We start from the raw sequence: 23,118 nt of genomic DNA on the forward strand, positions 1-23,118 counted from the left end.
AAGCCGGGTTGCTCCCCGATAGCTCAGCGGTAGAGCATTCGACTGTTAATCGAATGGCCGTAGGTTCGAATCCTACTCGGGGAGCCACTTTCCACTCCACATATGCGATGATCCTGCACTGACAGGCGCCGTGCATCCGGTCTATGCCGTCTGTCGCAAGGAGTGTCCGATGTCTGATTCCCCCGCCATCCAGATTGCCGATGTGCTGGACGCCGCCCGTCTGCTCGACGGTGTAGCGGTGCGCACGCCACTGATCGAGAACCGCGTGCTCAATGAACGCATTGGCAGCCGCATCTTCATCAAGTTCGAAGGCGCGCAGCATACCGGATCATTCAAATTCCGCGGTGCCTATAATCGCCTGGCGCGCCTGTCACCAGAAGAACGGGCCGCAGGCGTGGTCGCCTGGTCATCGGGCAATCATGCGCAGGGCGTCGCCTGCGCCGCGCGCATGCTCGACATGCTCGCTACCATCGTCATGCCGTCCGACGCGCCCGCCATCAAGGCCGACAACACGCGCGCGATGGGCGCCCGCATCATTCCCTATGACCGGTTGACCGAAAGCCGGGAAGACATCGCGATCCGCCTCGCCCGCGACGGCGGCGCAACCCTGCTTCCCTCTTTCGACGATCCGCATGTCATGGCAGGCCAGGGCACGGTCGGCTTGGAAATATTGGATCAGGCGCAGGAGGCGCAGGCCCATATCACGCAAATCCTGGTGTGCTGCGGCGGTGGCGGACTGATCTCCGGCATCGCCACGGCCGTCAAGGCAGCGCGCCCCGATATCGCGCTCTACAGCGTCGAACCGGACGGCTATGACGATACGGCCCGATCACTGACCAGCGGCGTGCGCGAGCAGGTGGCGCCAGGCGCAACATCCATCTGCGACGCTCTGCTGGCCCCCAGTCCGGGCGCCCTCACCTTTCCGATCAACCAAATGTTGCTGGCAGGTGGCCTCGCGGTCAGCGACGCAGAGGTGCGCGCCGCGATGCGCTTTGCCTTCTCGACGCTGAAACTGGTGACAGAACCGGGCGGAGCCGTGGCCTTGGCGGCACTGCTCGCGGGCAAGGCTCCGCCCTGTGGTGGAGGAGATCGGGTCGTGGTCATTTCCGGCGCCAACGTCGATCCTGATCTGTTCGCGGACATCATCAGCGGAAATGATTGAGGGCGGCGGGACAATTTCTCTCCTCCCCCTTGCCAAGCCCCGCCTGGCGCTGCATATGCGCGGCCTGCCCGGCTCAGTGCGGGGCCGCTCCCCGATAGCTCAGCGGTAGAGCATTCGACTGTTAATCGAATGGCCGTAGGTTCGAATCCTACTCGGGGAGCCAATTTTCACCCATATCGTCCCGAAAAAAGAAACGCGCAGAACCGGGATGGCTCCGCGCGCTTCACGTCATGCTGGGGACGAAACGGGATCAGCGCGCGGCGTATTGCCGGCCGCGACCAGAGACCGCCCAGCGCTGTGGCGTAGCACCAGGCGCGGTTTCGCGCACGAAGCATTGCCCATGCTGCGACCGGATCATGCGACATGCGGTCATCGCGTCATTGCGGTCGGCAAAGCCGCTCACCGCCAGTCGATGATAAAGCCGACCGCCAACCTTCGCCTGGCTGGTCAGCACGGGAAAGGCGCCGAGCGCGCTGTTCCGGCCAGCCATGGCGGTCCATTTCTCGCGCGCGATCGCGGCACTGTCATAAGCGCCCAATTGCACGACCCAGTTGCTGGCATTGGAGGCCGGCTTGATGAAGGCGGCCTTCTGCATCCGTGCGGCCGGCTGGCGGGCAACGGCCTGCTTGATGACTGCGGCGGGCTTGGCCTTTGGCAGCCGCGAATTGCGATTCTCCACGATGAAGTCACGTGCGGCAACGCGCGTGATCGGAGCAGCGGCGACCATCGGCTTGGGAACAGGCTGCACTTCAGGCGCGGCATCGGCGAAGGCGACCGGCTCAACGTCCGCCGCCGGCTGAGAAACCGCTTCCGGCGCGGCGGCTGCCAGAGCGACCGGATCAGCGGCAGCCGCTTCGGGCGCCAAAGGCGCAAGCGCAAGCATTGCGGGCTGCCCCGCATCGGCTTCGTTCATGGTCACGCCCATCAGTGCGGCAACACGCTGCGGCGCAAGCGCGGGCGCGGCAAGTTGCGCCCATTCCGTCACGCGCTTGTTGGCGTCGGCGGGGTCGAGGTCCATTCCCACCACCAATCGCGCATCTTTCCAGCGGCCCGCCAGGGCATAGGCATAGGCCAGATTCTGCCGCGTGCGCGCGGTCGCCGAAGGATCGTGGATCGCCTGCGACAGAATGCGCACTCCGTTATCCGCATCGCCTGCCATCGCCATGGCCAGGCCATAGTCCGACGCCGGGATCGTGTCCGCATGGCCGGCGAGCAGGCTGCGGGCGGCGTCCGATCTCCCCTGCGCCACTTGCACCAGCGCCAGGCTGACGATCGTGCGCGCGTCGCTGCTGCCCAGCGCCAAGGCATCGGACAAAGCTGTTTCCGCCGATGCGAAGCGCCCGGCCAGGACATAGGCGCGCCCGAGCAACTGACGATAATCGCCATTTTGTGGGGCCATCTGGACTGCGGCCTCGGCTGCCTTCACCGCGTCGCCGGCATCGCGATCATCCAGCGCCTTGGTCGCCTTCGCGGCCAGTTTCGCGGCATCGCCCTTGGGCTGGGAGATCGACGCGCGGGGGTGGAATGCCGCCCCCGTGCAACCGACCATGGTGGTGGCGACGATCAGCGAGGATATCGCCGCCTTTCCGAACGTCGTGCGATTCATCATCTTATCCACCCTTCGTCATCGTGCGCCGCCCCTGCGGCAACTGTTCGGCCAGCCGGTCGATTTCCGGCAGGGTCATCAGGAGGTCGTCCAGCGCCTGCGTCAGCATCTGCTGTGCGGACCGACCGGTCACGGCGCTGGCGAGGCGAAGCTTGAGGCGGCGATCCGCGTCAAGACGCAGCGTGAAGGCAGCCTTGCGTCCCTGAGCCACGTCGACGACCGGCTTCACATGCTTCGCCGGCTTACCCCGCTTGGGCTTCGCAGCCTCAGGCGCGGCGTTGATCCGATCGGCCAGATTCTCACGCTCAGTAACAACGGCAGGCACTGGTGCATCCAGCGTGACGCCCATCGGCGTCAGGCCGATCGCGACCGGCTGTTCAACGGGCTGGGGCGCAGGTTCCACGTCGAACCCCATGTCGTTCCATCCCAGATCATCCTGTTGCAGCGCGTTCACCGGCCCGCGGCCAAAGCCGAGCATCGGCCGGCGCATGGCCGGTTGGGCCGCGCCCTTGCGGGCAAGCAGGCCGGACGTCAGCGACGCGAGTGGTTTGGGTTCGCCCATATGCCTGTGCCTCCCTTACTGGCTCACGCGACGGCCAAAGCCGCCGCCGACCGGGCGCGCGGCGACCGTGCCGACGCTGCCATGGGGCACGGAAAAGACCGTGCGGCGAAAATTCTTCTCCAGCCGGTCGGAGACATAGGCCCACAGCGATTCGACTTCGCCGGCGGAGCGACCGCGCGGGTCCACTTCCATCACCGTGCGACCGTCGATCATCGACGCGGCGAAATCGGTGCGATGATGCAGTGTCACCGGCGCAACCGTGCCATGTTGTGACAGGGCGACGGCCGCTTCGGACGTGATCCGTGCCTTTGGCGTGGCGGCGTTGACGACGAAGATCAGCGGCTTGCCCGCCCGCTCGCACAGATCCACCGTCGCGCCCACGGCGCGCAGGTCATGCGGACTGGGACGGGTGGGAACGACAATCAGTTCGGCGACGGAAATCACGCTCTGGATCGCCATGGTGATGGCGGGCGGCGTGTCGATGACGGCGAGTTTGAAGCCCTGCTGGCGTAATATCTCCAGGTCGGACGCCAGACGCGCGACCGTGGTTTGGGCAAAGGCGGGAAATTCCGCCTCGCGCTCGTTCCACCAGTCGGCGAGCGATCCCTGGGGATCGATGTCGATAAGGACGACCGGTCCCGCGCCGGCGCGCTGGGCCTGCACCGCCAGATGCCCGGACAGCGTCGTCTTGCCAGAACCGCCCTTCTGCGATGCCAATGCCAGAATTCGCACGCACTTCCCCCGAAGACATTCCCGTTCCGCAAGGCAATGCCATGGCCGCATCTAAGATTTGGTTAACCGCGCCAAGCCTGTCTGAATGGACACCCGTTTATGCTAACAGCCTCTTAACCTCGTTCGGGCTACAAGCGTCCGACAGTGAATGGGCAGGGATTATGACACGGATGCACATCATGGGGCATAGGATCGGGACGGTGGCGCTGGTGGCGATGCTGGGCATGGGCGCTCCGGCGCTGGCCGATGTGAAGGCAGGCGTCGATGCCTGGCAGCAAGGCGATTATGCGCGCGCCATCAACGAATGGCGGCCTTTGGCGGAAGCTGGCGATCCCGATGCGCAGTTCAACATGGGTCAGGCCTACAAGCTTGGCAGGGGTGTCCAGCCCGATTTCAGGGTGGCGCTCGACTGGTATCGGAAGGCGGCGGCGCAGGGCCATTTGCGCGCCGAAGACAATCTGGGCCTGCTGATGTTCCAACAGGGCGACCGCAGCAATGCCATGCCCTATCTGCAACGCGCCGCGATGCGGGGCGAACCCCGCGCGCAATATATTGTCGGCACGGCGCTGTTTAACGGTGACCTGATCGCAAAGGACTGGGTGCGCGCTTATGCGTTGATGAGCCGCGCGTCGGCCTCGGGCCTGACGCAGGCCACGACCAGCCTGGCCCAGATGGACAAATATATTCCCGACGATCAGCGCAAGCAGGGCCTGGCCCTGGCGGTCAACATTGAAAAGGGCAAAGGCGACCTGTCGGCAAACACGCCTGCCGCACCGGTCCGTCCTGGCCCTTCGTCCGTGCGCGCGACCGACATTCCGGCATCGACGCCGGCGCCCATCGTCAAGGCAAAGCCCGTTCAGCAGGCCGCTGCGGCACCACAGGCAACGCCACAGCCAAAGGCTGAGCCCAAGCCGCAACCACGCCCGGCGCCTGCGCCGGCCGCATCAGGGGATTGGCGGGTTCAGCTTGGCGCCTTTGGTCAGGAAGGCAGCGCGCGTACGCTGTGGGGTCGCTTGACTGGCAAGGTGAGTGGCCTGTCCGCCTATCAGCCCTATTTGGTCCGCGTCGGCAATGTCACGCGGCTTCAGGCTGGCCCCATCGCCACCAGCAGTGACGCGGAACGTCTGTGCAGCCGGATCAAGGCTGCGGGTTCGGAGTGTTTCGCCACGAAGAAGTGACGTCGCGTCACGCCGCCTGTTCCAGCATCCAGTCGCGAAACTGCGCGACGGCCGGTCGGGAAAGCGCCTCAGGCGGATAGACCAGATAATAGGCCTGCTCGTTGGACAATGGACGGGCAAAAGGGACCACCAATGTGCCCGCATCCAGTTCCGGGCGAATGAGAAAGCTGGGGATCAGCGCAACCCCGGCCCCGGCGGCCGACGCCTGGGCCAGCATCAGGAAATGTTCGAATGTCGGGCCAGGTGCCAGTTCGGACGCATCGACCCCGGCCGCCGCCAGCCATCGGGGCCACGCATCCCTGCGGGACGTCTGGCTGAGCAGCGGAACATTCAGCAGGTCTGCGGGCGTCCGCAATGGATGGGCCGCAAGCCAGTCGGGCGCGCAGACGGGAATGGCCTCTTCGCGGAACAGAAAGTCCATCTGCACCCCCGGCCAGTCCTTCGCGACACCGAAATGGACAGCTGCATCGAAATCCTCATGGGTGAAATCAAAGGGCTGCGAGCGCGCGGCGAAGTCGATCACCAACTCAGGATGTCGAGCCGTCAGCAGTGGCAGGCGCGGCGCAAGCCAGCGCATGCCAAAGCTCGGCAGCGTTGCGATGCGCAGCGCGGTCTGCGGAGCGCGGGCCGCCGCACGAGCCGTCGCCTGGCGGATGCGATCCAGCGCGGGAAGCAACGCGTCGGCATAGACCCGTCCGGCATCGTTGAGGCGCACGCGGCGACCGATCCGGTCGAATAGCGGCGTTTGCAACATCGCTTCCAGTTGCGCGATCTGGCGGCTGACCGCACTCTGCGTCAGGCCGATCTCCTCTCCGGCGCGAGAAAAGCCACCATGGCGCACCGCTGCCTCGAACGCGGTCAGTGCGCTCATCGGCGGCAACCATTTGCGCGGTTCATTCATTCCCTAAGCTCATCTGCATATGACAGGACACCATTTGTCTTAACTGCCATATCCTGCGACAATCCGTCTGTCATGCCGGAGCATTTATATGTCGAATGAGAATATGAGCACCATCGAACGGCTGGTGATGAGCACCCTTGGCGACGTTGATGGCCGACGCACGCTGGACATGCTGGACATCGCCCCCGCACTGCTGGCGGAACGCAGTGGTCAGGTGTCGCGCGCGGCTTTCGCCATGGCGATGAATGTCGCGCTATTCCACGATTTGCTGAGCCGCGTGCCGAGCGGCCACGCCTATGTCGCCGACGCGCTGGCCAGTGGCCGCCGGATCGTGTTCGACCATGGCGCGCTGCGCAGCATTCGCTTTCCCGACGGCCCGACCGGTGATCTCCCCGGTGGCGAGGATGCCTTCACCCGCATCTTCCTGCCGCTGGGCTATGAAATGGCGGCTATTTATCCACTCGACCGGCTAAAGATGACCGGGCGCGCCTATCGCCACATCGATCATCCCGACGCGATTCCGCAGTTCTTCCTTTCCGAACTCCATGTCGACCGCTTCGACCCCGAATTTTCCGAAGCCGCCCGGCGTGTGTTCGGCACCTCACGCGATCCATTGGACGATGAGGCGAAGGCTGTACTCAATCGCTTTGCAGCCGGTGAAGCTGTCGCCTTCGATGTCGCGCTGGCCGCCCTGCCGACCATTGTCGCCGCCTTCGACCGGCAGCATAGCCCCCCGGCCTTCGCTGACTATCAGCTGCTGCTATCGCGTTCCAACGAAGCGGCCTGGATTGCGACCGAGGGCAATGCCTTCAACCATGCGACCGATCGCGTGCCCGATGTCGCCACACTGGCCCAACGACTGAAAGACGAAGATCGCCCGATGAAGGAGCGGCTGGAAATCTCCGCCAGCGGTCGCGTGCGCCAAACGGCATTTCGCGCGGACAGCGTCATGCGCCCGTTCGCCGAGGGAGATACGCGCCAGGTTTCCGGTTCTTTCTTCGAATTTATCAGCCGGGACATCGACCCCGAAACCGGGCTGATCGACCTGGCGTTCGACACCGGCAACGCGACCGGCATATTTGCGATGACGAGCGCACAGGAAAAAGCGCAGGAAAGGACGACCCGGTGACCGATATGCTGCAATCTTTCGACCCTGCATCGCGTGAACTTATCTGGGAAGGACCAGTGGCGCGCTCCGCCGATTGCGCGCGCGCCATCTCCACAGCCCGCGCCGCCCTGCCCGGCTGGCGCGCGCTGCCCGTGGACGATCGGATCGCCATCATCCGCAGCTATGCCACCATATTGGGCGATCGACGCGCGGAACTGGCGCAACTTATCTCAAGGGAAACCGGCAAACTACTGTGGGAAAGCGATGCCGAAGTCGGGTCGATGATCGCCAAGGTCGAGGTGTCGATCAAGGCGCATGCCGAACGCACGGGCGAACGCGCCGCCGACATGCCCTTTGGCCGCGCGGTACTGCGGCATCGCGGCCATGGCGTGATGGCCGTGCTTGGCCCCTATAATTTCCCCGGCCATCTGCCCAATGGTCATATCGTGCCCGCTCTCATCGCGGGCAATGCCGTGGTGTTCAAGCCATCGGAAATCACGCCCGCCACCGGCGCAGCCATGGCCGATGCCTGGACGGCGGCAGGCCTGCCCGATGGCCTGTTGACCGTCGTTCAGGGCGGTCGCGCGACCGGCGAAGCGTTGGTCGCTGGCGATATTGACGGCTTGCTCTTCACCGGATCAGCGGGCGCTGGCGCAGCACTGCGCCGGGCTCTGGTCGATCGGCCGCACGTCATCATGGCGCTGGAATTGGGCGGCAATAACCCGCTGATCGCCTGGGACAGCCCGGATGATGCCGCGTCAATCATTATCAACTCCGCTTTCATCACGACCGGTCAGCGCTGTTCCTGCGCGCGCCGGTTGATCGTTCCCGACGGCGCGACCGGTGACGCCATCGTAGAGGCGACGGCCGCTCTGTCAGCCAGACTGCCGATTGCCGCCTGGAACGAGCAGGGCGAAGCGTTCATGGGACCTTTGGTGTCGGATCAGGCTGCCGCCAGCGCCCACAGGGCTGTCAGCGACCTGATCGCGCGCGGCGCGCGCGTAATCCGCCCCTTTGAAGGACTGGACGATCGCAGCGCCGCCTTCGTAACGCCCGCCATATTGGACATGACCGGCGTCGATGCTCCGGACGCGGAAATTTTCGCGCCGGTCCTCTCTGTAATGCGCGTGCCCGATTTCGATGCGGCGATGGCCACGGCGAACGCCACCAGTTTCGGACTTTCCGCCGGCCTGATATCGCAGGACGAAGCACTCTGGCGCCGCGTGGTGGAAGAAAGCCGCGCCGGCGTCGTCAATCGCAACCGCCCGACGACGGGCGCTGCGGGCAATATGCCGTTCGGGGGCCTGGGCGCATCGGGTAATCACCGTCCCAGTGCCTATTATGCCGCGGACTATTGCGCCTATCCGATCGCCAGTTTCGAAGCCGACGGCGTCAGCGCGGTTCCGGTTAACGGGTTGAACAGCTGAATGGCTTAGGGCAACGGCATAATCCGCATATCGTTGGAGGGGCCGTTGCCGCACGTTGCTGATTCATCCTGGGTGCTGACTTTGGTCTGCGCCGATCGTGTCGGCATCGTCGCCGCCGTCAGCCAGTTTCTTGCGGAGCGAGGCGGGTTCATCACTGACAGCCAGCAATATGCCGATCGCGACGCGGACCTGTTCTTCATGCGCGTCGCGTTCGAGGCAACCGACGATCGGATGCGCGATACCCAGACCCTGCGCGCGGACTTTGCCACGATCGGTACGCGCTTCGTGATGGATTGGTCGCTGGAAGAAGCGCGCCACCGTCCCCGCATGCTGATTGCGGTGTCGAAGGGATCGCACTGCCTGGCCGATCTGCTGCACCGGTGGCAGGCCGGTATGCTGGCGGTAGATATCATGGGCGTCGTGTCCAACCATCCCGACATGCGGCGCATCACCGAATGGCATGGCATCCCCTATCATGAGTTACCGCCGAACGGCGACAAGGCAGCGCAAGAGGCCGCGTTGCTCGATATTTTCGAGCGCGGCCGTTCCGATTATCTGATCCTGGCCCGCTATATGCAGGTGCTATCGGAGCAGCTGGTCGATCCGCTGGCGGGGCGCTGCGTCAACATCCACCACAGCTTCCTTCCTGGCTTCAAGGGCGCGCGCCCCTATCACCGGGCGCATGAGCGCGGAGTCAAGCTGATCGGTGCGACCGCACATTTCGTCACCGCCGACCTGGACGAAGGCCCGATCATCGAACAGGCGGTCGAGCGCGTCGATCATCGCGCCACACCGGAAGACCTTATCCGCATCGGCCGCGATATCGAGGCGCAGGTGCTTGCCCGTGCGGTTTCCTGGATCGCCGACCGGCGCGTGCTGCTCAATGGCGGCAAGACGGTCGTTTTCCGGTAGGCGCCTAATTTTCTGGGCAACCGAATCGCCCTGCTCAGGCGCTGTGGAGCTTGTAGACCGTCAAAAGCCAATGCGCGCTTTTCAGCCGACCAAGCTGTACAAAAACCAGCCTACAATCAGCAGGCTGGAGATAATGCAGATACGGTCGCCGAAAACATCAATACGAGACATGAATAGACATCCTTCACCCAGGAGCGATCTTCGTCGCTTCTGGCGAAAGATTACAACAAAGCGGCCGTTAACGAAACTGGAAAATTGCGAAATGTGAAGGCCAGCTTGGAATAAAAATCGAAGGCTGATCGCGGCTAATCGTGCCTGGCAATATCATCTTCAGCCACCGGAAGCTGGTGGCGAAGATATGCCGCTGTCGCCTCTTCAGCCCCCAGATAGGCTTCCTGCCAGCGGGCGCTCCAATATTTCAGGTCCTGCAAATCGATGCGCGCGCCCGAAACCGCGCAGAGCACAAATTGCCCGGGCCGGATGATCGCAAAATCCGCCGCATCATATTCCAGGACGGCCAAGCCCGGGACATCGCCGATCATCTGCATCAATCGCCCGTCAGGATACGATCGACCAGTTGCTTTACGGTCGGGACGAATCCATTCGAATAGAAGGGATCCTGCTTGAAACGATAGGCCGCATGGCCCGCAAATAGCAGATTCTTGTCGAGATCGCCGCCATGAACCGATTCCTGGAGCGATTTCTGGATGCAGAAGCTGCGTGGATCGGCCAGGCGGCCAGTGGAGTTGGTTTCGCTATCCATCCAGCTGGAAAAGGCGCATTGGCTGAGGCAACCCATGCAATCGGTCTGATCCTTGCGGATTTCCGCTTTTTCTTCTTCGGTCACGAACACCAGCGTATTGTCTGGCGTTTTCAGGGCGGAGGTGAAGCCAGCGCCAAACCATTGGCGGGCGCGCTGAAGATCGCCCAGCGTCACCCAGAAATTCCTGCCCTTTACGCCAACATCCAGCTGATGCGTGTGGTCGCCCGCCTGTTCCGTGCTGAAAGGAATTTGCCGTTCCGACCGCGCTTCGAGCGACCGCAGGAAAGGATTGCGGATCGCCGAACTGTAGAAACCGGTCGGCGAAAATTTGTGCAGCAGAACGTCACCAGGCTCCAGGTGCAGCAGGCGATCTTTCCATTCCTGGGGGATGGGGCTTTCCTGCGTCAGCAACGGACGAGTGCCGAACTGGAACATGATGGAGCCAAGTTCGGGGTTATCGATCCAGTCGTTCCAGTCCTTGAGCGCCCAGACACCCCCGGCCATGACGATGGGCACATCATCCGAAATGCCGCCTTCGCGCATCGTGTCGCGCAGTGCCTTGACGCGGGGATAGGGATCCTGCGGCGCACGTGGATCCTCGGCATTGGAAAGGCCATTATGGCCGCCGGCCAGCCACGGATCTTCATAGACCACCGCCGCCAGCCATTCCGACGCCTTGGAATAGGCACGCTTCCACAAAGCGCGGAAGGCGCGACCCGAAGACACGATGGGCAGATAGGACACGTCATAGGATGCCGCGATTTCGGAAAGCTTGTAAGGCATGCCCGCGCCGCAGGTGACGCCTGCCACCATGCCGCGCGTCTTTTCCAATACGCCATGCAGCACGCGCTGCGCGCCGCCCATTTCCCATAGGACGTTGATGTTGATCGCGCCCTTGCCCCCGGCAATCTCGAACGCGCGCTTCACCTGCTCGACCGCGCCATCGATCGCATAGGCGATCAGTTCTTCATGCCGGTCGCGCCGGGTGCGGCCATGGTAGATCTGGGGAATGATGTTACCGAAACTGTCATAGCTGTCCGCGTTGACTGCGGACACTGTTCCGATCCCACCGGCAGCTGCCCACGCACCTGAACTGGCGTGGTTGGACACGGCGACACCCTTGCCGCCTTCGACCAGCGGCCAGACTTCGCGGCCGCCATAGACGATGGGCTTCAACCCCTTGAACAACGACATCTCCTGCACATGCGCCCGATCCATGTCCGGGTAAAGCGACCTTATAGCAGCATCGGCTGCCCATGACGAATTTCGCGCGCCCTAGCGCAAAATCATGGGGCTGGCCAGAGCTTCGCCGTAGAGAGACGCATAAGCATTTACCATAGTTTCCTCCGCGAAATCGCGGGCGGCGCGCGCCTGATTGGCGGCGCCTAGCCGGGCACGCAGTTCAGTGTCAGCAGCCAGTTGCCCGAGCGCGTGAGCCAGCCCTTGCTCATCGCATACGACGAAGGGGCGGTTTTCCGGCGCAACCATGTTGGCGACATCACCGACATCCATCGAAGCAGCAGGCAGTCCGGCGGCCATAGCCTCCACCAGCGAAATCGGAAATTGCTCGCTATCCGAAGACAGGGCAAAGATATCGAACAGACCGACGAAGCGCCAGGGGCGGTCAAGAAAGCCCGCCATGTGCATATCGTGCAGTCCGTGGGCGGCTGCCTCGGCGATGATCGCCGCTCGCTCAGGCCCTTCCCCCACCACGACCAATTGCAGCCGATCCTTGTGCGCTGCGACCGCACGGACCAGCCGGGGGATATTCTTGACCGCGCGCAATCCGGCAAGCGTGCCGACCAGCAGCTTGCCGGGCGTGCGCACCAGACCGGGAATTGCGTCTGTCACGGGCGGGACGCCATAGCGCGCGACGTCAATGCCATTGCGGATAAGGTGCAGCCTATGCGCGGGTTGCTTCCAGACGTTGCACGCAATGCCTTCCAGCAGCACCGAAGGCACGACAAGGCCATGCGCCCTTTGGAGCGCAATGCGGCGAAAAAGATTCCGCTTGGTCTTTAATCCCTCTGCCTCATCCGCATTGAAGCCATCTTCATGATGGATGAGCGGCGGCAGCCCCTTGGCCGTCCCGCCGCCCAGGCGATGGGCCATCACTGCGTCCATCGCCCCCCAATTATAAGTCAGGACAAGGTTGAAGCCTTTGAGGAAAGCACGGATTTCGCGATAGCGCGCAAAGCCGGGCTTGCCCGCAAAGGACGGGGCATCGGGATAAGCGACCTCAATACCCGGATCGATGGCGTCGCGCGCGCCCATGGCGAACGGATCGGCGCTCATAATGCTGTGGCGCGCCTTGTCGCCCCAGATGTTCATCAGGCGGGTTGCGCGCGCTTCCTTACCGCCGAGGGAAAAGCTGCCATGGACATGGAGAATATGCGGTGGTTCAGCCACGCAACACCCGATCGAGCAGCCGGTCGATCGCAGCCAGACTCTCGGGTTCGTCGAGCACTGGCGCATGGCCCACATCAGGCACGGTGACCAGTTCAGCGCTTTCGCCAATGTCGCGCGCCATCCGAAGGGCATTGTCGGCGCTCAGCAGATCGGAACGCGCCCCGCGCAGCAGCAGCGTCGGAATACCGCCAAAGGCGGGCATGACGGGCCACATATCGACCCCGGTTTCGCTGCCCATCGCGCGAATGGGTTCGGCAATCTTCATGTCATAGTCCAGCACGATGCGCCCGCCGCTGTTGAGGCGATAGAGGCGCTTGGCCATGGCGATCCATTGTTCCAGGCCATAGCGCGGATAAACGTCACCATTGGCGTCAGCGAGCGCGCGGGCGGCATGAACCCAGGTCGGATGGGATTGCCCGACGCCGACATAGGAGCGGATGCGGTCAAGCCCGGCGGGGTCCAGCGCCGGGCCAACATCATTGAGCAACGCGCCCGCAAGCCATTCGCGATGGGTGGCAGCGATCAACATGGTAAGGATGCCGCCCAGCGACGTTCCGATCGCGACGAATCTGGTGATCGCCAGATCGGCAAGCAGGCGGCTGATATCCTGGAGATAGGTCAGCGGCACATAGCTCATTGCGTCCTTGGCATAGGCGCTTTCCGCACGGCCGCGCATGTCGGGACAGATAAGGCGCCATTGGCCCGAAAGTCGTTCAGCCAGCGGCTCGAAATCGCGCGCATTGCGCGTCAGGCCGGGCAGGCAAAGCAAAGGCGGCCGACCATCATCGGCGCCTTGCCTGATATAATCCCGATAATGGAGCCGCAGCCCGTCGGGTGACCACCAATATCCATCCGTATAGCCGGTCAAACTTGATCCTTCCGCCCTGACACCCCCATATCGCCGCATGAGCCAGACGCCGCAAGCCGCCAATTATCGTCCCGCGACCGAAATCGACGCGTTGATGCCCGACATCGCCGATCCAGTGGCCGCCGCCGATTTCCCACAGACCATCCTGCGCTATCGCAATGACCGTGCTGCGGCTGATGTTGGGCTCGATGGGCTGACCGATGATGCCTGGATCGCCCATTTCGGCCGCTTTGCGCCGCTTGCAGGCAGCCTGCCCCAGCCGCTGGCGCTGCGCTATCATGGCCACCAGTTCCGCCATTACAATCCCGACATCGGTGATGGCCGCGGGTTCCTGTTTGCCCAGTTGCGCGACCGCCAAGGCCGCCTGATGGACCTTGGCACCAAGGGTTCGGGACAAACCCCCCATAGCCGATTTGGCGACGGGCGGCTGACGCTGAAGGGCGGCGTGCGCGAGATTCTGGCGACGGAGATGCTGGAGGCCTTGGGCGTCAATACGTCGCGCACGCTCTCCATTATCGAGACGGGCGAAGCGCTGGAGCGCAATGACGAGCCGTCCCCGACACGGGGCGCCGCCATGGTGCGCCTGAGCCATTCCCATATCCGCATCGGCACATTCCAGAGGGCGGCATTTCTGGAAGACGCAGCGCTGCTGGAGCGATTGACCGATTATGCGCTGAGGCATCTATACGACGAGATGCCTGGAGATGATCCTGCGGCCCAATTGCTCGGCCTTGTGGTCGAGCGCACCGCCGATCTGGCTGCAAGCTATATGGTGGCTGGCTTCGTCCACGGCGTGCTCAACAGCGACAATATCAACGTCACGGGCGAGAGTTTCGACTATGGTCCCTGGCGTTTCACGCCATTATGGGAGCCCGCCTTCACCGCCGCCTATTTCGACCATGGCGGCCTTTACGCCTTCGGTCGGCAGGCCGAGGCTATCCATTGGGACGTGGCGCAACTGGCCGTGTCGCTTCGGGTGATCACGCCGGCAGAGCCGCTCGTAGCGCAACTGGAACGCTTTCCAGACCTGTATGGCGCTGCCGTGCAGCGGCGTTTCTGCTGGCGGCTTGGCGTTCAGGAAAATGCGCAGTCCGGTTCGATGATCGAGGCGGCCGTACGCGGCATGACGCAAACCGGCACGCCTATCGACCGGTTCTTCCATGACTGGCGCGGCGGCGTCGCGCCCGCACCTGCTGTCTATGCAGATGCGGCATGGGCGCCGGTCCGGGAGAGCATCGTGGCGTGCGAGCCGGAGCCTGATGCCCGAATGCATGATTACTGGCAGGATGCAGAACCGTGCTCGATGCACATCGAAGAGGTCGAGGCGATCTGGAGCGCCATCGACCGGCATGATGATTGGGAACCGCTCTATGCCAAGGTCGCTGCGATCCGTCGCATGGGCGCGGCCCATGGCAGCGTGTCAGTGGCATGATCCCGACACCCTCTCATTTCGTTAACCAATTTCCCGCATAGCGTTATCCAAATGGTCGCGTCGCTTACATCCCACGAACCCGCCACGGGTACCCTGCTTTGGCAGGGGGAGCCGGGCGATGTCGAAGCGGAAGTCGCCGCTGCGCGCGCGAGCTGGCCGCGATGGGCGGCGCAGCCCATCGCCTATCGCATCGAAACGCTGCGCCGCTTCGTCAATGTCGTTCGGCGCGAAGACGAAGCGCTGGCCGACCTGATCGCGCGAGAAACAGGAAAGCCGCTTTGGGAGGCGCGCGACGAAGTAGCGGCGTTGATGGGCAAGGTCGATATCAGCGTTGCCGCTTATTCGGAACGCACGGGTCAACGTCGGCTGGAAGCCAATATGGGCGCACGCCAGTCCGTCCGGCACAAACCCCATGGCGTCATGGCGGTGTTGGGACCTTACAATGCCCCCGCGCAACTACCGGGCGCACATATCATCCCTGCGCTGCTCGCGGGCAATGCCGTCGTGTTCAAACCCTCTGACCGGACCCCGGCCGTTGGTGAAATGCTGGTGCGGTTGCTGCACGAAGCGGGAATTCCAACAGGCGCGATGCGATTGTTGCAGGGTGGCCCCGACATAGGGAAGGCACTGGCTTCCCACGCGGATGTCGGCGGCATATTATTCACCGGGTCTGCGCAAACCGGTATTGCGATCAATCGCCAGTTCGCGGCGCAGCCGTCGAAGATCCTGGCACTGGAAATGGGCGGCAACAATCCCATCCTGGTATGGGATACGCCAGAAATTCCGGCCGCCGCCGCCATCGTCGTGCAATCCGCTTTCCTGACGAGCGGGCAAAGATGCACCGCTGCTAGTCGCCTGATCGTGCGGGACAACATCGCCGACACGCTGATTGCCGAAGTCAAGAAACTGGCCGACCGCTTGATCGTCGATCAGCCCCATGCGACGCCGACGCCCTATATGGGTCCGGTCATCGACAATCAGGTCGCGGACGGTTTGACCGAAAGCTTTCTGTGGCTGATGAGCAATGGCGGGCGCCCGATCAAGCATATGGTGCGCACACGGCCCGGCCTCCCTTTCCTCAGTCCAGCAATCATCGATGTGACGAATATGAAGGAACGGCCCGATGTCGAGCTGTTCGGACCCTTGTTGCAGGTGATCCGGGTGAGCGATTTCGGCGAGGCGATCGCGGAGGCCAATAACAGCCGCTATGGGCTGGCGGCTTCGCTCGTCGGCGGATCACCGGAACAATATAATCAATTCTGGTCCAATGTCCGCGCCGGCGTCATTCACTGGAATCGTCCCACCAACGGCGCAGCATCCAATGCGCCGTTCGGGGGCATCGGCATTTCGGGCAACCATCGGCCAGGCGCCTATTATGCCGCGGACTATTGCGCCTATCCCGTCGTTTCGGCGGAGCTGGAGAAGCCACGCGCCTCCATTGGCGTTGGCCTTAAGGACATAGACGTCAGCGCGATGGGCGAATGAGGCCGGCATTGGCGCAAAAACATTTCCTAATCCCCCGCATATCCATTCTGAATTGAACTGCGACGGGGCATTGGCCATCTGCAATGGCATGGATGACATTATCCCTGCCACCGTCTTTTTGGTCGGCGCAGGTCCGGGCGATCCGGACTTGCTGACGATCAAAGCCGCACGCCTGATCGGCGAGGCCGACGTCATCGTGCATGACGGTCTGGTGTCGGACGCTATCCTGGCGCTGGCTTCGCCGGACGCAGAGCTTATTTCGGTCGCCAAGCAACGCAGCCGCCATTCCATGCCGCAGGATGCGATCAATGTCTTACTGATCGATCTGGCGCGCGAAGGGCGCAAGATCGTGCGGTTGAAGGGTGGCGATCCTTTCATCTTTGGCCGGGGCGGCGAGGAAGTGGATGCCTGCCGCACGGCGGGCGTGCCGGTCGAGGTGGTTCCGGGCATCAGCGCAGCCATCGGTAGCGCGGCGCAGGCGCAGCTTCCCCTTACCCATCGCGCCGCGTCCAGCGCCGTGACCTTTGTCGCTGGCCAGTGCAAGGGCCTTTCGGATCAGGACTGGTCGGGCCTGGCGGGAATCGGGCGTACGCTCGTCATCTATATGGGCGTGGCGACCGCGACCGATATTGCCGACAAATTGATCGCGGACGGCGTTTCGCCCGCGCTGCCAGTAGCGGTTCTGGAAAACGGAACCCGGCCCGAGATGCGGACGCTGCGGACATTGCTTGCTGATCTGGGCGACATGGTGGTGCGCGAAAAAATTGTCAGCCCGGCGCTGATCGTGGTGGGCGAAGTGGCGGCACACGCACTGGCGCATGATATGCTCGACACCTGCCGTGCGCTGGCAAACACTCAAGAAGGTCGGGCCACCGGCGGGAAAAGGGTAGAATGAAGATATTGACGGGCAATGACCTGGTGAGTGGCGACGTCATCTGGTGGGCGGGCGACGGCTGGTCGCGCCAGGTGGGCGACAGCATCGACGTAGGGCAGACCGGCGAGGACCTTGCGCGGACCGAGGAAGCGGCCTTGCGCGTCGTGGGCGCCTACGTGATCGACGCCACCATAACCGACGAGGGCGTTCGCCCCGCGCATATCAAGGACCGCATTCGCGCGCTCGGCCCCACGGTGCGACCCGACCTGACCCTGAAACCGAACGATGCCGATGCCGGCAATTGGGTGATCTGAACCATGTATCGTTATGACAGCTATGACCAGTCCATGGTGGACGCCCGCGTCGAGGAATTTCGCGATCAGGTGCAGCGCCGCCTGACCGGGGCGTTAACTGAGGATCAGTTCAAGCCGCTGCGGCTGATGAACGGCCTTTATCTGCAATTGCACGCCTATATGCTGCGCGTCGCCATCCCCTATGGCACGCTGTCGGCCAGGCAGATGCGTAAGCTGGGCGAGATCGCGCAGAAATATGACCGCGGTTATGGCCACTTCACGACGCGCCAGAACCTGCAATATAACTGGATCAAACTGGCCGACGCACCCGACATTCTCGCTGAGTTGGCGACCGTCGAAATGCACGCGATCCAGACCAGCGGCAATTGCATCCGCAACATCTCGTCCGACCAATATGCGGGCGTTGCTGCCGACGAAGTGGCGGACCCCCGCCCCTGGGCCGAACTGCTACGCCAATGGTCAAGCTTTCACCCCGAATTCACCTATCTGCCGCGCAAGTTCAAGATTGCGGTGATTGCGTCTGACGAAGATCGCGCTGCGATGCGGTTGCACGATATCGGGCTGAAGCTGGTGGAGCGCGACGGCGCGATTGGCGCGGAAGTCTATGCCGGGGGCGGCATGGGGCGCACCCCGATGGTTGCTCCTCTGATCCGCGATTTCGTGCCCGAAGACGAGATCATTTCCTATCTGGAAGCATGCCTGCGCGTCTATAATCGCTATGGGCGCCGCGATAACAAATACAAGGCCCGGATCAAGATTCTGGTCCACGAACTGGGCGTCGAGGAATATCAGCGGCAGGTTGAGGAAGAGTTTGCGCATATGCGCACGCTCGGCCTCAACCCGCCGGTCGAGGAACTGGACCGCATCCGCGCCTTTTTCGCACCGCCAGCCTATGAAACCGGGCTTAGCGAGGATATTGACCGCAGCGACCCCGCCTTTGCCCTGTGGGTCGATCGGCAAGTGGCGGCGCACAAGGCGCCAGGCTATGCCATCGTCAATATCAGTTTGAAGCCGCTGACCGGCATCCCTGGCGACGCTTCGGCCGAGCAGATCGAACTGGTGGCGTCGCTGGCCGAGCAATATAGCCTGGACGAAATCCGGGTGACGCATGCGCAGAACCTGGTTCTGCCGGACGTGAAAAAGTCGGACCTGTACGCCATCTGGCAGAAGTTGGAAGAGGCAGGGCTGGCCGAGGCCAATCTTGACCTTATCACTGACATCATCGCCTGCCCTGGCCTGGATTATTGCGCGCTCGCCAATGCGCGGTCGATCCCGCTGGCACAGAAAATCGCGCAGCGGTTTGCCGACGCGGAAAGGCAAGCAGAGCTGGGCGAATTGAAGCTCAAGATTTCAGGCTGCATCAACGCCTGCGGCCACCATCATGCCGGTCATATCGGCATATTGGGCGTGGACCGGAAGGGCGTGGAAAATTTCCAGCTGCTGCTGGGCGGTTCGGGCGCGGACGATGCTTCGCTGGGGCAGATCACCGGCCCCGGTTTTTCCGAAGATGGCGTCGTCGACGCGATCGAGAAGGTGACAGACATCTATCTGGCCCAGCGCGAGGGCGACGAGCGCTTCCTGGACACCTATCGCCGCATCGGCATGAAGCCCTTCAAGGAGGCGATCTATGGTTGAATTCCTGTCCTTCCGTGAGGATGACGCCACGCAGGAACCGACCGTTACGGTCGAAGCCTTCACCGGCCAGTCCAACTCCACCGCGGTGCGGATCGAGGCGGGCGAGGATGCGCGCGAATTGCTGCCGCATCTCGACAGGCTCTCGCTGGTCGAAGTGAACTTTCCCGCTTTTGGCGACGGGCGCGGCTACTCGGCCGCCCGCATCCTGCGCGAAGCAGGCTATGCGGGGGAATTACGCGCGGTAGGCGATGTTCTGGTCGATCAGATCGTCGCCATGCGCCGTTGCGGCTTTGATAGTTTCCACCCTGCCAAGCCGCTGGACGCCGAAGCGGTCGAGCGTGCGCTTACGCGCTACGCCGATGTCTACCAAAAATCGGTCGATGGCCGTGCGCCCATCTGGGCGAAGCGGCATCCGGAGAACATAGATGGCTGAACCTGCCCGCAAGATCGACATTATCGACGCGCGCCCTGCCTTCACGCAGGGCGATGCCGACGCGCTCAACGCGCGGTTTGAAGGCATCGACACGTTGACGATGCTCAAGACCGTGTTCGCCGAGGGCCTGGCTGGCAACGTCGCGGTCGTCTCCTCTTTCGGCACCGAAAGCGCCGTGCTGCTGGATCTGGTGGCCAGGGCGGACCGGACCGTGCCGGTAATCTTCGTCGACACGCTCAAAATGTTCGCGGAAACGCTGAATTATAGGGACACACTCATCAAGCGGCTGGGGTTTACCGACAGCCGCACCGTGACGCCCCTTCCCGATGCCATTGCCAGCAAGGACGCAACGGGCTTGCGCTGGTCCTATGATCCCGATGGGTGCTGCGAGATTCGCAAGGTCGAGCCTATGAAGCGCGCCAAGGATGGCCTGGACGCCTGGATTTCGGGCCGCAAGGCGTTCCAGTCCGTGACCCGTCAGAACCTTCCCCGGTTCGAGGTGGAGGACGGCCGATTGAAGATCAATCCGCTGGGCGACTGGACCAAGACCGATCTGGAAGCCTATTTCGCCGAGCACGATCTGCCGCGGCATCCGCTGGAGGCGCAGGGCTATCTGTCAATCGGCTGCGAGCCCTGCACGTCCAAGGTGCTGCCCGGCGAAGACCCGCGCGCCGGGCGCTGGCGTGGCTGGGACAAGGTGGAATGCGGCATCCATTCCCCGGTCAGTCCAATTTCGGGACCAGACGACGAAGCCAATGATCCGGCGAATATGCCTGTGTTCTGAGGCCGACCGGCATTTCGCGCCTTTTGGTTCACGCGAGAGACGCCGAGGCGCGCAGGATGGCCGGGGAAGTTCGCTCACTGCAGTTTTTGGTGCGTGCAGAGGCGCAGAGAACGCGACGCTTTCTCCTGAAAATCGCTAATGGCTATGGAGCAAAGGCAGCGGCCACAGGCCGCGCAAAAGACCCTGCGTCTCCTCGCGAAAAAGAGCCGAATCATTCGTCGAAAACGGCCCTATCCCGCTGCCTTGACGATGTCTGCCCATGCCTGTTCGGTAATGACTTCGATGCCGAGCGCCGTCGCCTGTTTGAGCTTGGTCCCCGCCCCAGGCCCCGCCACCACCAAATCTGTCTTGGCGCTGACCGACCCCGCAGCCTTCGCGCCCAGCCGCTCGGCCTGCGCTTTGGCCTCGTCACGGCTCATGGTTTCCAGCTTGCCGGTGAAGACCACGGTCTTGCCGGTCACTGCGCTGGCGGTGGTTTCCACTACATAGGGCGGCGGCGAAACTTCCGATAGGAGATCGTCCCACGCATCGACATTATGGGGTTCGTGGAAGAAGTCTGCGAGCGCATGCCCAACGGCCGCGCCGACATTTTCAACGCCAATATGCTCGGCGATCGCCTTGTCCATCTTGGCCTGCGTTTCATGTTCCTGATCGCGTAAAAGCATGACATCCTGCGCAAGCGCACGGATGGTCGGCAATGTGACGTAGCGTTTCAACAGGTCGCGCGCCGTCACCGCGCCGACATGGCGGATGCCCAGGCCAAAGAGCAGGCGCGCTGCATCTGGCTGGCGCTTGGCCTCAATCGCCATGAGCAAATTATCGACCGACTTTTCCTTCCAGCCTTCGCGACCGAGCAGATCGGCGCGATGTTTTTTAAGGCGGAAGATGTCGGCCGGTTCTGCGATCCAGCCAAGATCGAGAAACTCCTGAATCGTCTTTTCGCCCAGGCCTTCAATATCGAGAGCGGCGCGGCTGACGAAGTGGCGCAGACGCTCGAACCGCTGTGCCGGGCAGATCAGACCGCCGGTGCAGCGAACATCAACCTCCCCTTCTTCCCGCACAGCTTCGGAGCCGCAGACGGGGCAATGGGTCGGAAAGGGGAAGGGTTCGCGCGCCTCATCACGGGTGAGATTGTCGACGACCTGGGGGATGACATCGCCGGCGCGCTGGACAATGATTCGGTCGCCGGGTCGGACACCAAGGCGCGCAATCTCGTCGGCATTGTGCAGGGTGACATTGGAGACGACGACGCCGCCGACGGTCACGGGCGTGAGGCGGCCAACGGGGGTGAGCTTGCCCGTCCGGCCGACCTGGATGTCGATGGCTTCCAGCGTGGTCTGCGCGCGTTCTGCGGGGAATTTGTGGGCGATGGCCCAACGCGGTGCCTTTGCGACGAAGCCCAGCCGCTGCTGCCAGTCGAGCCGGTCGACTTTGTAGACCACGCCATCAATGTCGAAGGGCAGATCGGCGCGCCCAGCCTCTATGGTGCGGTAGTGGGCGATAAGGGCATCGAGACTGTCGACGCAGGCCAGCATGTCGGACACGGGCAGGCCCCAGCCCGCGATTGCCTGCATGACGCCCAGTTGCGTATCGGCGGGCAGCGCGCTGTGGGCGCCCCAGCCATGGGCTAGGAAGCGCAGCGGACGGCTGGCGGTGACAGTGGCGTCCTTCTGCCGCAGCGATCCGGCGGCGGCGTTGCGCGGGTTGGCGAACTGGCGGGCTTTTTCAGGGTTTTCCGCTTCGGCAAGCAGCCGGGCGTTGAGTGCCACGAAATCGCCCTTGGCCATATAGACCTCACCGCGTATCTCGAACAGGTCGGGGATGGCTTCGCCGGTCAGACGCTGGGGAATATCGGCAATCGTGTGGACATTGGCGGTAACGTCTTCGCCGGTCGTGCCGTCCCCGCGCGTGGCGGCAAGGACCAGTTCGCCTTTTTCATAACGCAGCGAACAGGACAAGCCGTCAATCTTCGGCTCGGCAGTGAGGGCAACGGGCGCATCGTCTGGCAGCGCCAGGAAGCGGCGAATGCGCGCGAGGAAATCGGCGATATCCTCGTCCGAAAAGCCATTGTCGAGGCTCATCATGCGAACGGCATGAGGGACTTTTTTGAGCGCCGTCGTCGAGGCCGCGCCCACCTGCGCATTGGGCGAGTCCGCACGGATCAAATGCGGGAAGGCGGCTTCCAGCGCGTTATTTTCGCGGATCAGCGCATCATAGTCCGCGTCGCTGATCTCCGGCGCGTCCTGATCGTGATAATGGCGGTTATGCTTCGCCACTTCCTTGGCGAGGCGCATCAGGCGGTTGGCCGCTTCGGCTTCGGTCAGCATCGCTGGATCAGTCATCGGGCTGCCTTAGCGCTTGTCGAGCGCGCACGGAAGCACGCGGCGGCACTGCCCTACATCTTCTCGTTGATACCGGATTAGACAGGCCACCGCGATAGGGTATCGCGTTGCGCATCACCTGCCCGCCAAGCCGCCTTCAGGTTGCAGAAAAGCGAGATAACGCTGCGGAACAGCCCAGTCAGCTGCCACAC

General features: G+C 63.0%; 21 protein-coding genes and 2 tRNA genes. 14 read left to right on the forward strand and 9 right to left on the reverse strand.

The window, feature by feature from the left end; all coding sequences use genetic code 11:
- Positions 1-12: 12 nt before the first annotated feature.
- The 3 genes from B2V90_RS12125 (at position 13) to B2V90_RS12135 (ending at position 1,325) form a co-directional block, all read left to right on the forward strand.
- Positions 13-87 (forward strand) — tRNA-Asn (locus B2V90_RS12125).
- 82 nt (positions 88-169) lie between these two features.
- Positions 170-1,162, forward strand: coding sequence for a threonine ammonia-lyase (locus tag B2V90_RS12130; RefSeq protein WP_228220775.1), 993 nt, complete (start codon positions 170-172; stop codon positions 1,160-1,162).
- Between the two features lie 88 nt (positions 1,163-1,250).
- Positions 1,251-1,325: transfer RNA gene (locus B2V90_RS12135), tRNA-Asn, on the forward strand.
- A gap of 87 nt (positions 1,326-1,412) precedes the next feature.
- Here B2V90_RS12135 and B2V90_RS12140 read toward each other — a convergent pair.
- The 3 genes from B2V90_RS12140 to B2V90_RS12150 are packed head-to-tail and all read right to left on the reverse strand — an operon-like array spanning position 1,413 to position 4,062.
- Positions 1,413-2,768, reverse strand: a complete 1,356-nt coding sequence (locus B2V90_RS12140; protein ID WP_228220884.1) for an SPOR domain-containing protein — start codon at positions 2,766-2,768, stop codon at positions 1,413-1,415.
- Positions 2,769-2,772: 4 nt separating this feature from the next.
- Positions 2,773-3,330 (reverse strand): hypothetical protein, encoded by a 558-nt coding sequence (locus B2V90_RS12145; RefSeq protein WP_228220774.1) that lies wholly within the window; start codon positions 3,328-3,330, stop codon positions 2,773-2,775.
- A gap of 15 nt (positions 3,331-3,345) precedes the next feature.
- On the reverse strand, positions 3,346-4,062 hold the full coding sequence (locus B2V90_RS12150) for a ParA family protein (protein WP_228220773.1): 717 nt from the start codon (positions 4,060-4,062) through the stop codon (positions 3,346-3,348).
- A gap of 170 nt (positions 4,063-4,232) precedes the next feature.
- On the opposite strand from B2V90_RS12150, the gene B2V90_RS12155 reads away from it, so the two are divergent.
- Positions 4,233-5,240 carry an SPOR domain-containing protein gene (locus tag B2V90_RS12155; protein ID WP_414711603.1) on the forward strand — a complete coding sequence of 336 codons (1,008 nt, stop codon included), beginning with the start codon at positions 4,233-4,235 and terminating at the stop codon, positions 5,238-5,240.
- A gap of 7 nt (positions 5,241-5,247) precedes the next feature.
- Here the strand turns inward: B2V90_RS12155 and gcvA are convergent, their stop codons facing one another.
- Positions 5,248-6,141, reverse strand: a complete 894-nt coding sequence (gene gcvA / locus B2V90_RS12160; RefSeq protein WP_228220771.1) for a transcriptional regulator GcvA — start codon at positions 6,139-6,141, stop codon at positions 5,248-5,250.
- An 88-nt stretch (positions 6,142-6,229) separates the two neighbouring features.
- On the opposite strand from gcvA, the gene B2V90_RS12165 reads away from it, so the two are divergent.
- The 3 genes from B2V90_RS12165 (at position 6,230) to purU (ending at position 9,588) form a co-directional block, all read left to right on the forward strand.
- A complete protein-coding gene (locus tag B2V90_RS12165) occupies positions 6,230-7,270 on the forward strand; it encodes a 2-oxoadipate dioxygenase/decarboxylase family protein (protein ID WP_228220770.1) in 1,041 nt (346 codons plus the stop codon).
- Positions 7,271-7,275: 5 nt separating this feature from the next.
- A complete protein-coding gene (gene astD, locus B2V90_RS12170; protein ID WP_228220883.1) occupies positions 7,276-8,676 on the forward strand; it encodes a succinylglutamate-semialdehyde dehydrogenase in 1,401 nt (466 codons plus the stop codon).
- Between the two features lie 72 nt (positions 8,677-8,748).
- Positions 8,749-9,588: a formyltetrahydrofolate deformylase gene (gene purU, locus B2V90_RS12175; protein WP_228220882.1), complete on the forward strand. Its 840-nt coding sequence runs from the start codon at positions 8,749-8,751 to the stop codon at positions 9,586-9,588.
- 305 nt (positions 9,589-9,893) lie between these two features.
- On the opposite strand, the gene B2V90_RS12180 is transcribed toward purU, so the two are convergent.
- The 4 genes from B2V90_RS12180 to B2V90_RS12195 form a co-directional block, all read right to left on the reverse strand.
- Positions 9,894-10,130, reverse strand: coding sequence for a DUF2093 domain-containing protein (locus tag B2V90_RS12180; RefSeq protein WP_228220881.1), 237 nt, complete (start codon positions 10,128-10,130; stop codon positions 9,894-9,896).
- Between the two features lie 5 nt (positions 10,131-10,135).
- Positions 10,136-11,539 (reverse strand): NAD(P)H-dependent flavin oxidoreductase, encoded by a 1,404-nt coding sequence (locus tag B2V90_RS12185; RefSeq protein WP_228220880.1) that lies wholly within the window; start codon positions 11,537-11,539, stop codon positions 10,136-10,138.
- 87 nt (positions 11,540-11,626) lie between these two features.
- Entirely contained in the window at positions 11,627-12,760 is a 1,134-nt protein-coding gene (locus B2V90_RS12190) for a glycosyltransferase (protein ID WP_228220769.1), read from the reverse strand.
- Positions 12,753-13,628 (reverse strand): alpha/beta fold hydrolase, encoded by an 876-nt coding sequence (locus B2V90_RS12195; RefSeq protein WP_228220768.1) that lies wholly within the window; start codon positions 13,626-13,628, stop codon positions 12,753-12,755. Before B2V90_RS12195 ends, B2V90_RS12190 begins: the two co-directional genes overlap by 8 nt.
- Before the next feature lie 37 nt (positions 13,629-13,665).
- On the opposite strand from B2V90_RS12195, the gene B2V90_RS12200 reads away from it, so the two are divergent.
- From B2V90_RS12200 to B2V90_RS12230, 7 genes are all read left to right on the forward strand, one after another.
- Positions 13,666-15,060: a protein adenylyltransferase SelO gene (locus tag B2V90_RS12200; protein ID WP_228220767.1), complete on the forward strand. Its 1,395-nt coding sequence runs from the start codon at positions 13,666-13,668 to the stop codon at positions 15,058-15,060.
- 51 nt (positions 15,061-15,111) lie between these two features.
- Complete coding sequence (astD, locus tag B2V90_RS12205) at positions 15,112-16,545, forward strand: succinylglutamate-semialdehyde dehydrogenase (RefSeq protein WP_228220766.1); 1,434 nt, start codon at positions 15,112-15,114, stop codon at positions 16,543-16,545.
- Positions 16,546-16,633: 88 nt separating this feature from the next.
- Positions 16,634-17,440, forward strand: a complete 807-nt coding sequence (cobA, locus tag B2V90_RS12210) for a uroporphyrinogen-III C-methyltransferase (RefSeq protein WP_228220765.1) — start codon at positions 16,634-16,636, stop codon at positions 17,438-17,440.
- Positions 17,437-17,733: a DUF2849 domain-containing protein gene (locus B2V90_RS12215; protein ID WP_228220764.1), complete on the forward strand. Its 297-nt coding sequence runs from the start codon at positions 17,437-17,439 to the stop codon at positions 17,731-17,733. Before cobA ends, B2V90_RS12215 begins: the two co-directional genes overlap by 4 nt.
- A gap of 3 nt (positions 17,734-17,736) precedes the next feature.
- Positions 17,737-19,368: a nitrite/sulfite reductase gene (locus B2V90_RS12220; RefSeq protein ID WP_228220763.1), complete on the forward strand. Its 1,632-nt coding sequence runs from the start codon at positions 17,737-17,739 to the stop codon at positions 19,366-19,368.
- Entirely contained in the window at positions 19,361-19,801 is a 441-nt protein-coding gene (locus tag B2V90_RS12225; protein ID WP_228220762.1) for a DUF934 domain-containing protein, read from the forward strand. The genes B2V90_RS12220 and B2V90_RS12225 overlap by 8 nt, the downstream gene beginning before the upstream one ends.
- Complete coding sequence (locus tag B2V90_RS12230; protein ID WP_228220761.1) at positions 19,794-20,585, forward strand: phosphoadenylyl-sulfate reductase; 792 nt, start codon at positions 19,794-19,796, stop codon at positions 20,583-20,585. The genes B2V90_RS12225 and B2V90_RS12230 overlap by 8 nt, the downstream gene beginning before the upstream one ends.
- A gap of 230 nt (positions 20,586-20,815) precedes the next feature.
- On the opposite strand, the gene ligA is transcribed toward B2V90_RS12230, so the two are convergent.
- Positions 20,816-22,927, reverse strand: a complete 2,112-nt coding sequence (gene ligA / locus B2V90_RS12235) for an NAD-dependent DNA ligase LigA (RefSeq protein WP_228220760.1) — start codon at positions 22,925-22,927, stop codon at positions 20,816-20,818.
- Positions 22,928-23,118 lie beyond the last annotated feature (191 nt).

It is taken from the genome of Sphingobium sp. UBA5915 (genome assembly GCF_002431195.1).
Taxonomy (GTDB): Bacteria; Pseudomonadota; Alphaproteobacteria; order Sphingomonadales; family Sphingomonadaceae; genus Sphingobium; species Sphingobium soli.

Excerpts from the sequence above, each read along its gene's own strand:
- B2V90_RS12130 (WP_228220775.1), top strand. The coding sequence starts at position 170 with ATGTCTGATTCCCCCGCCATCCAGATTGCCGATGTGCTGGACGCCGCC.
- B2V90_RS12140 (WP_228220884.1), bottom strand. The coding sequence starts at position 2,768 with ATGAATCGCACGACGTTCGGAAAGGCGGCGATATCCTCGCTGATCGTC.
- B2V90_RS12145 (WP_228220774.1), bottom strand. The coding sequence starts at position 3,330 with ATGGGCGAACCCAAACCACTCGCGTCGCTGACGTCCGGCCTGCTTGCC.
- B2V90_RS12155 (WP_414711603.1), top strand. The coding sequence starts at position 4,233 with ATGCACATCATGGGGCATAGGATCGGGACGGTGGCGCTGGTGGCGATG.
- gcvA (WP_228220771.1), bottom strand. The coding sequence starts at position 6,141 with ATGAATGAACCGCGCAAATGGTTGCCGCCGATGAGCGCACTGACCGCG.
- B2V90_RS12165 (WP_228220770.1), top strand. The coding sequence starts at position 6,230 with ATGTCGAATGAGAATATGAGCACCATCGAACGGCTGGTGATGAGCACC.
- astD (WP_228220883.1), top strand. The coding sequence starts at position 7,276 with ATGCTGCAATCTTTCGACCCTGCATCGCGTGAACTTATCTGGGAAGGA.
- B2V90_RS12180 (WP_228220881.1), bottom strand. The coding sequence starts at position 10,130 with ATGATCGGCGATGTCCCGGGCTTGGCCGTCCTGGAATATGATGCGGCG.
- B2V90_RS12200 (WP_228220767.1), top strand. The coding sequence starts at position 13,666 with ATGAGCCAGACGCCGCAAGCCGCCAATTATCGTCCCGCGACCGAAATC.
- astD (WP_228220766.1), top strand. The coding sequence starts at position 15,112 with ATGGTCGCGTCGCTTACATCCCACGAACCCGCCACGGGTACCCTGCTT.
- cobA (WP_228220765.1), top strand. The coding sequence starts at position 16,634 with ATGGATGACATTATCCCTGCCACCGTCTTTTTGGTCGGCGCAGGTCCG.
- B2V90_RS12215 (WP_228220764.1), top strand. The coding sequence starts at position 17,437 with ATGAAGATATTGACGGGCAATGACCTGGTGAGTGGCGACGTCATCTGG.
- B2V90_RS12220 (WP_228220763.1), top strand. The coding sequence starts at position 17,737 with ATGTATCGTTATGACAGCTATGACCAGTCCATGGTGGACGCCCGCGTC.
- B2V90_RS12225 (WP_228220762.1), top strand. The coding sequence starts at position 19,361 with ATGGTTGAATTCCTGTCCTTCCGTGAGGATGACGCCACGCAGGAACCG.
- B2V90_RS12230 (WP_228220761.1), top strand. The coding sequence starts at position 19,794 with ATGGCTGAACCTGCCCGCAAGATCGACATTATCGACGCGCGCCCTGCC.
- ligA (WP_228220760.1), bottom strand. The coding sequence starts at position 22,927 with ATGACTGATCCAGCGATGCTGACCGAAGCCGAAGCGGCCAACCGCCTG.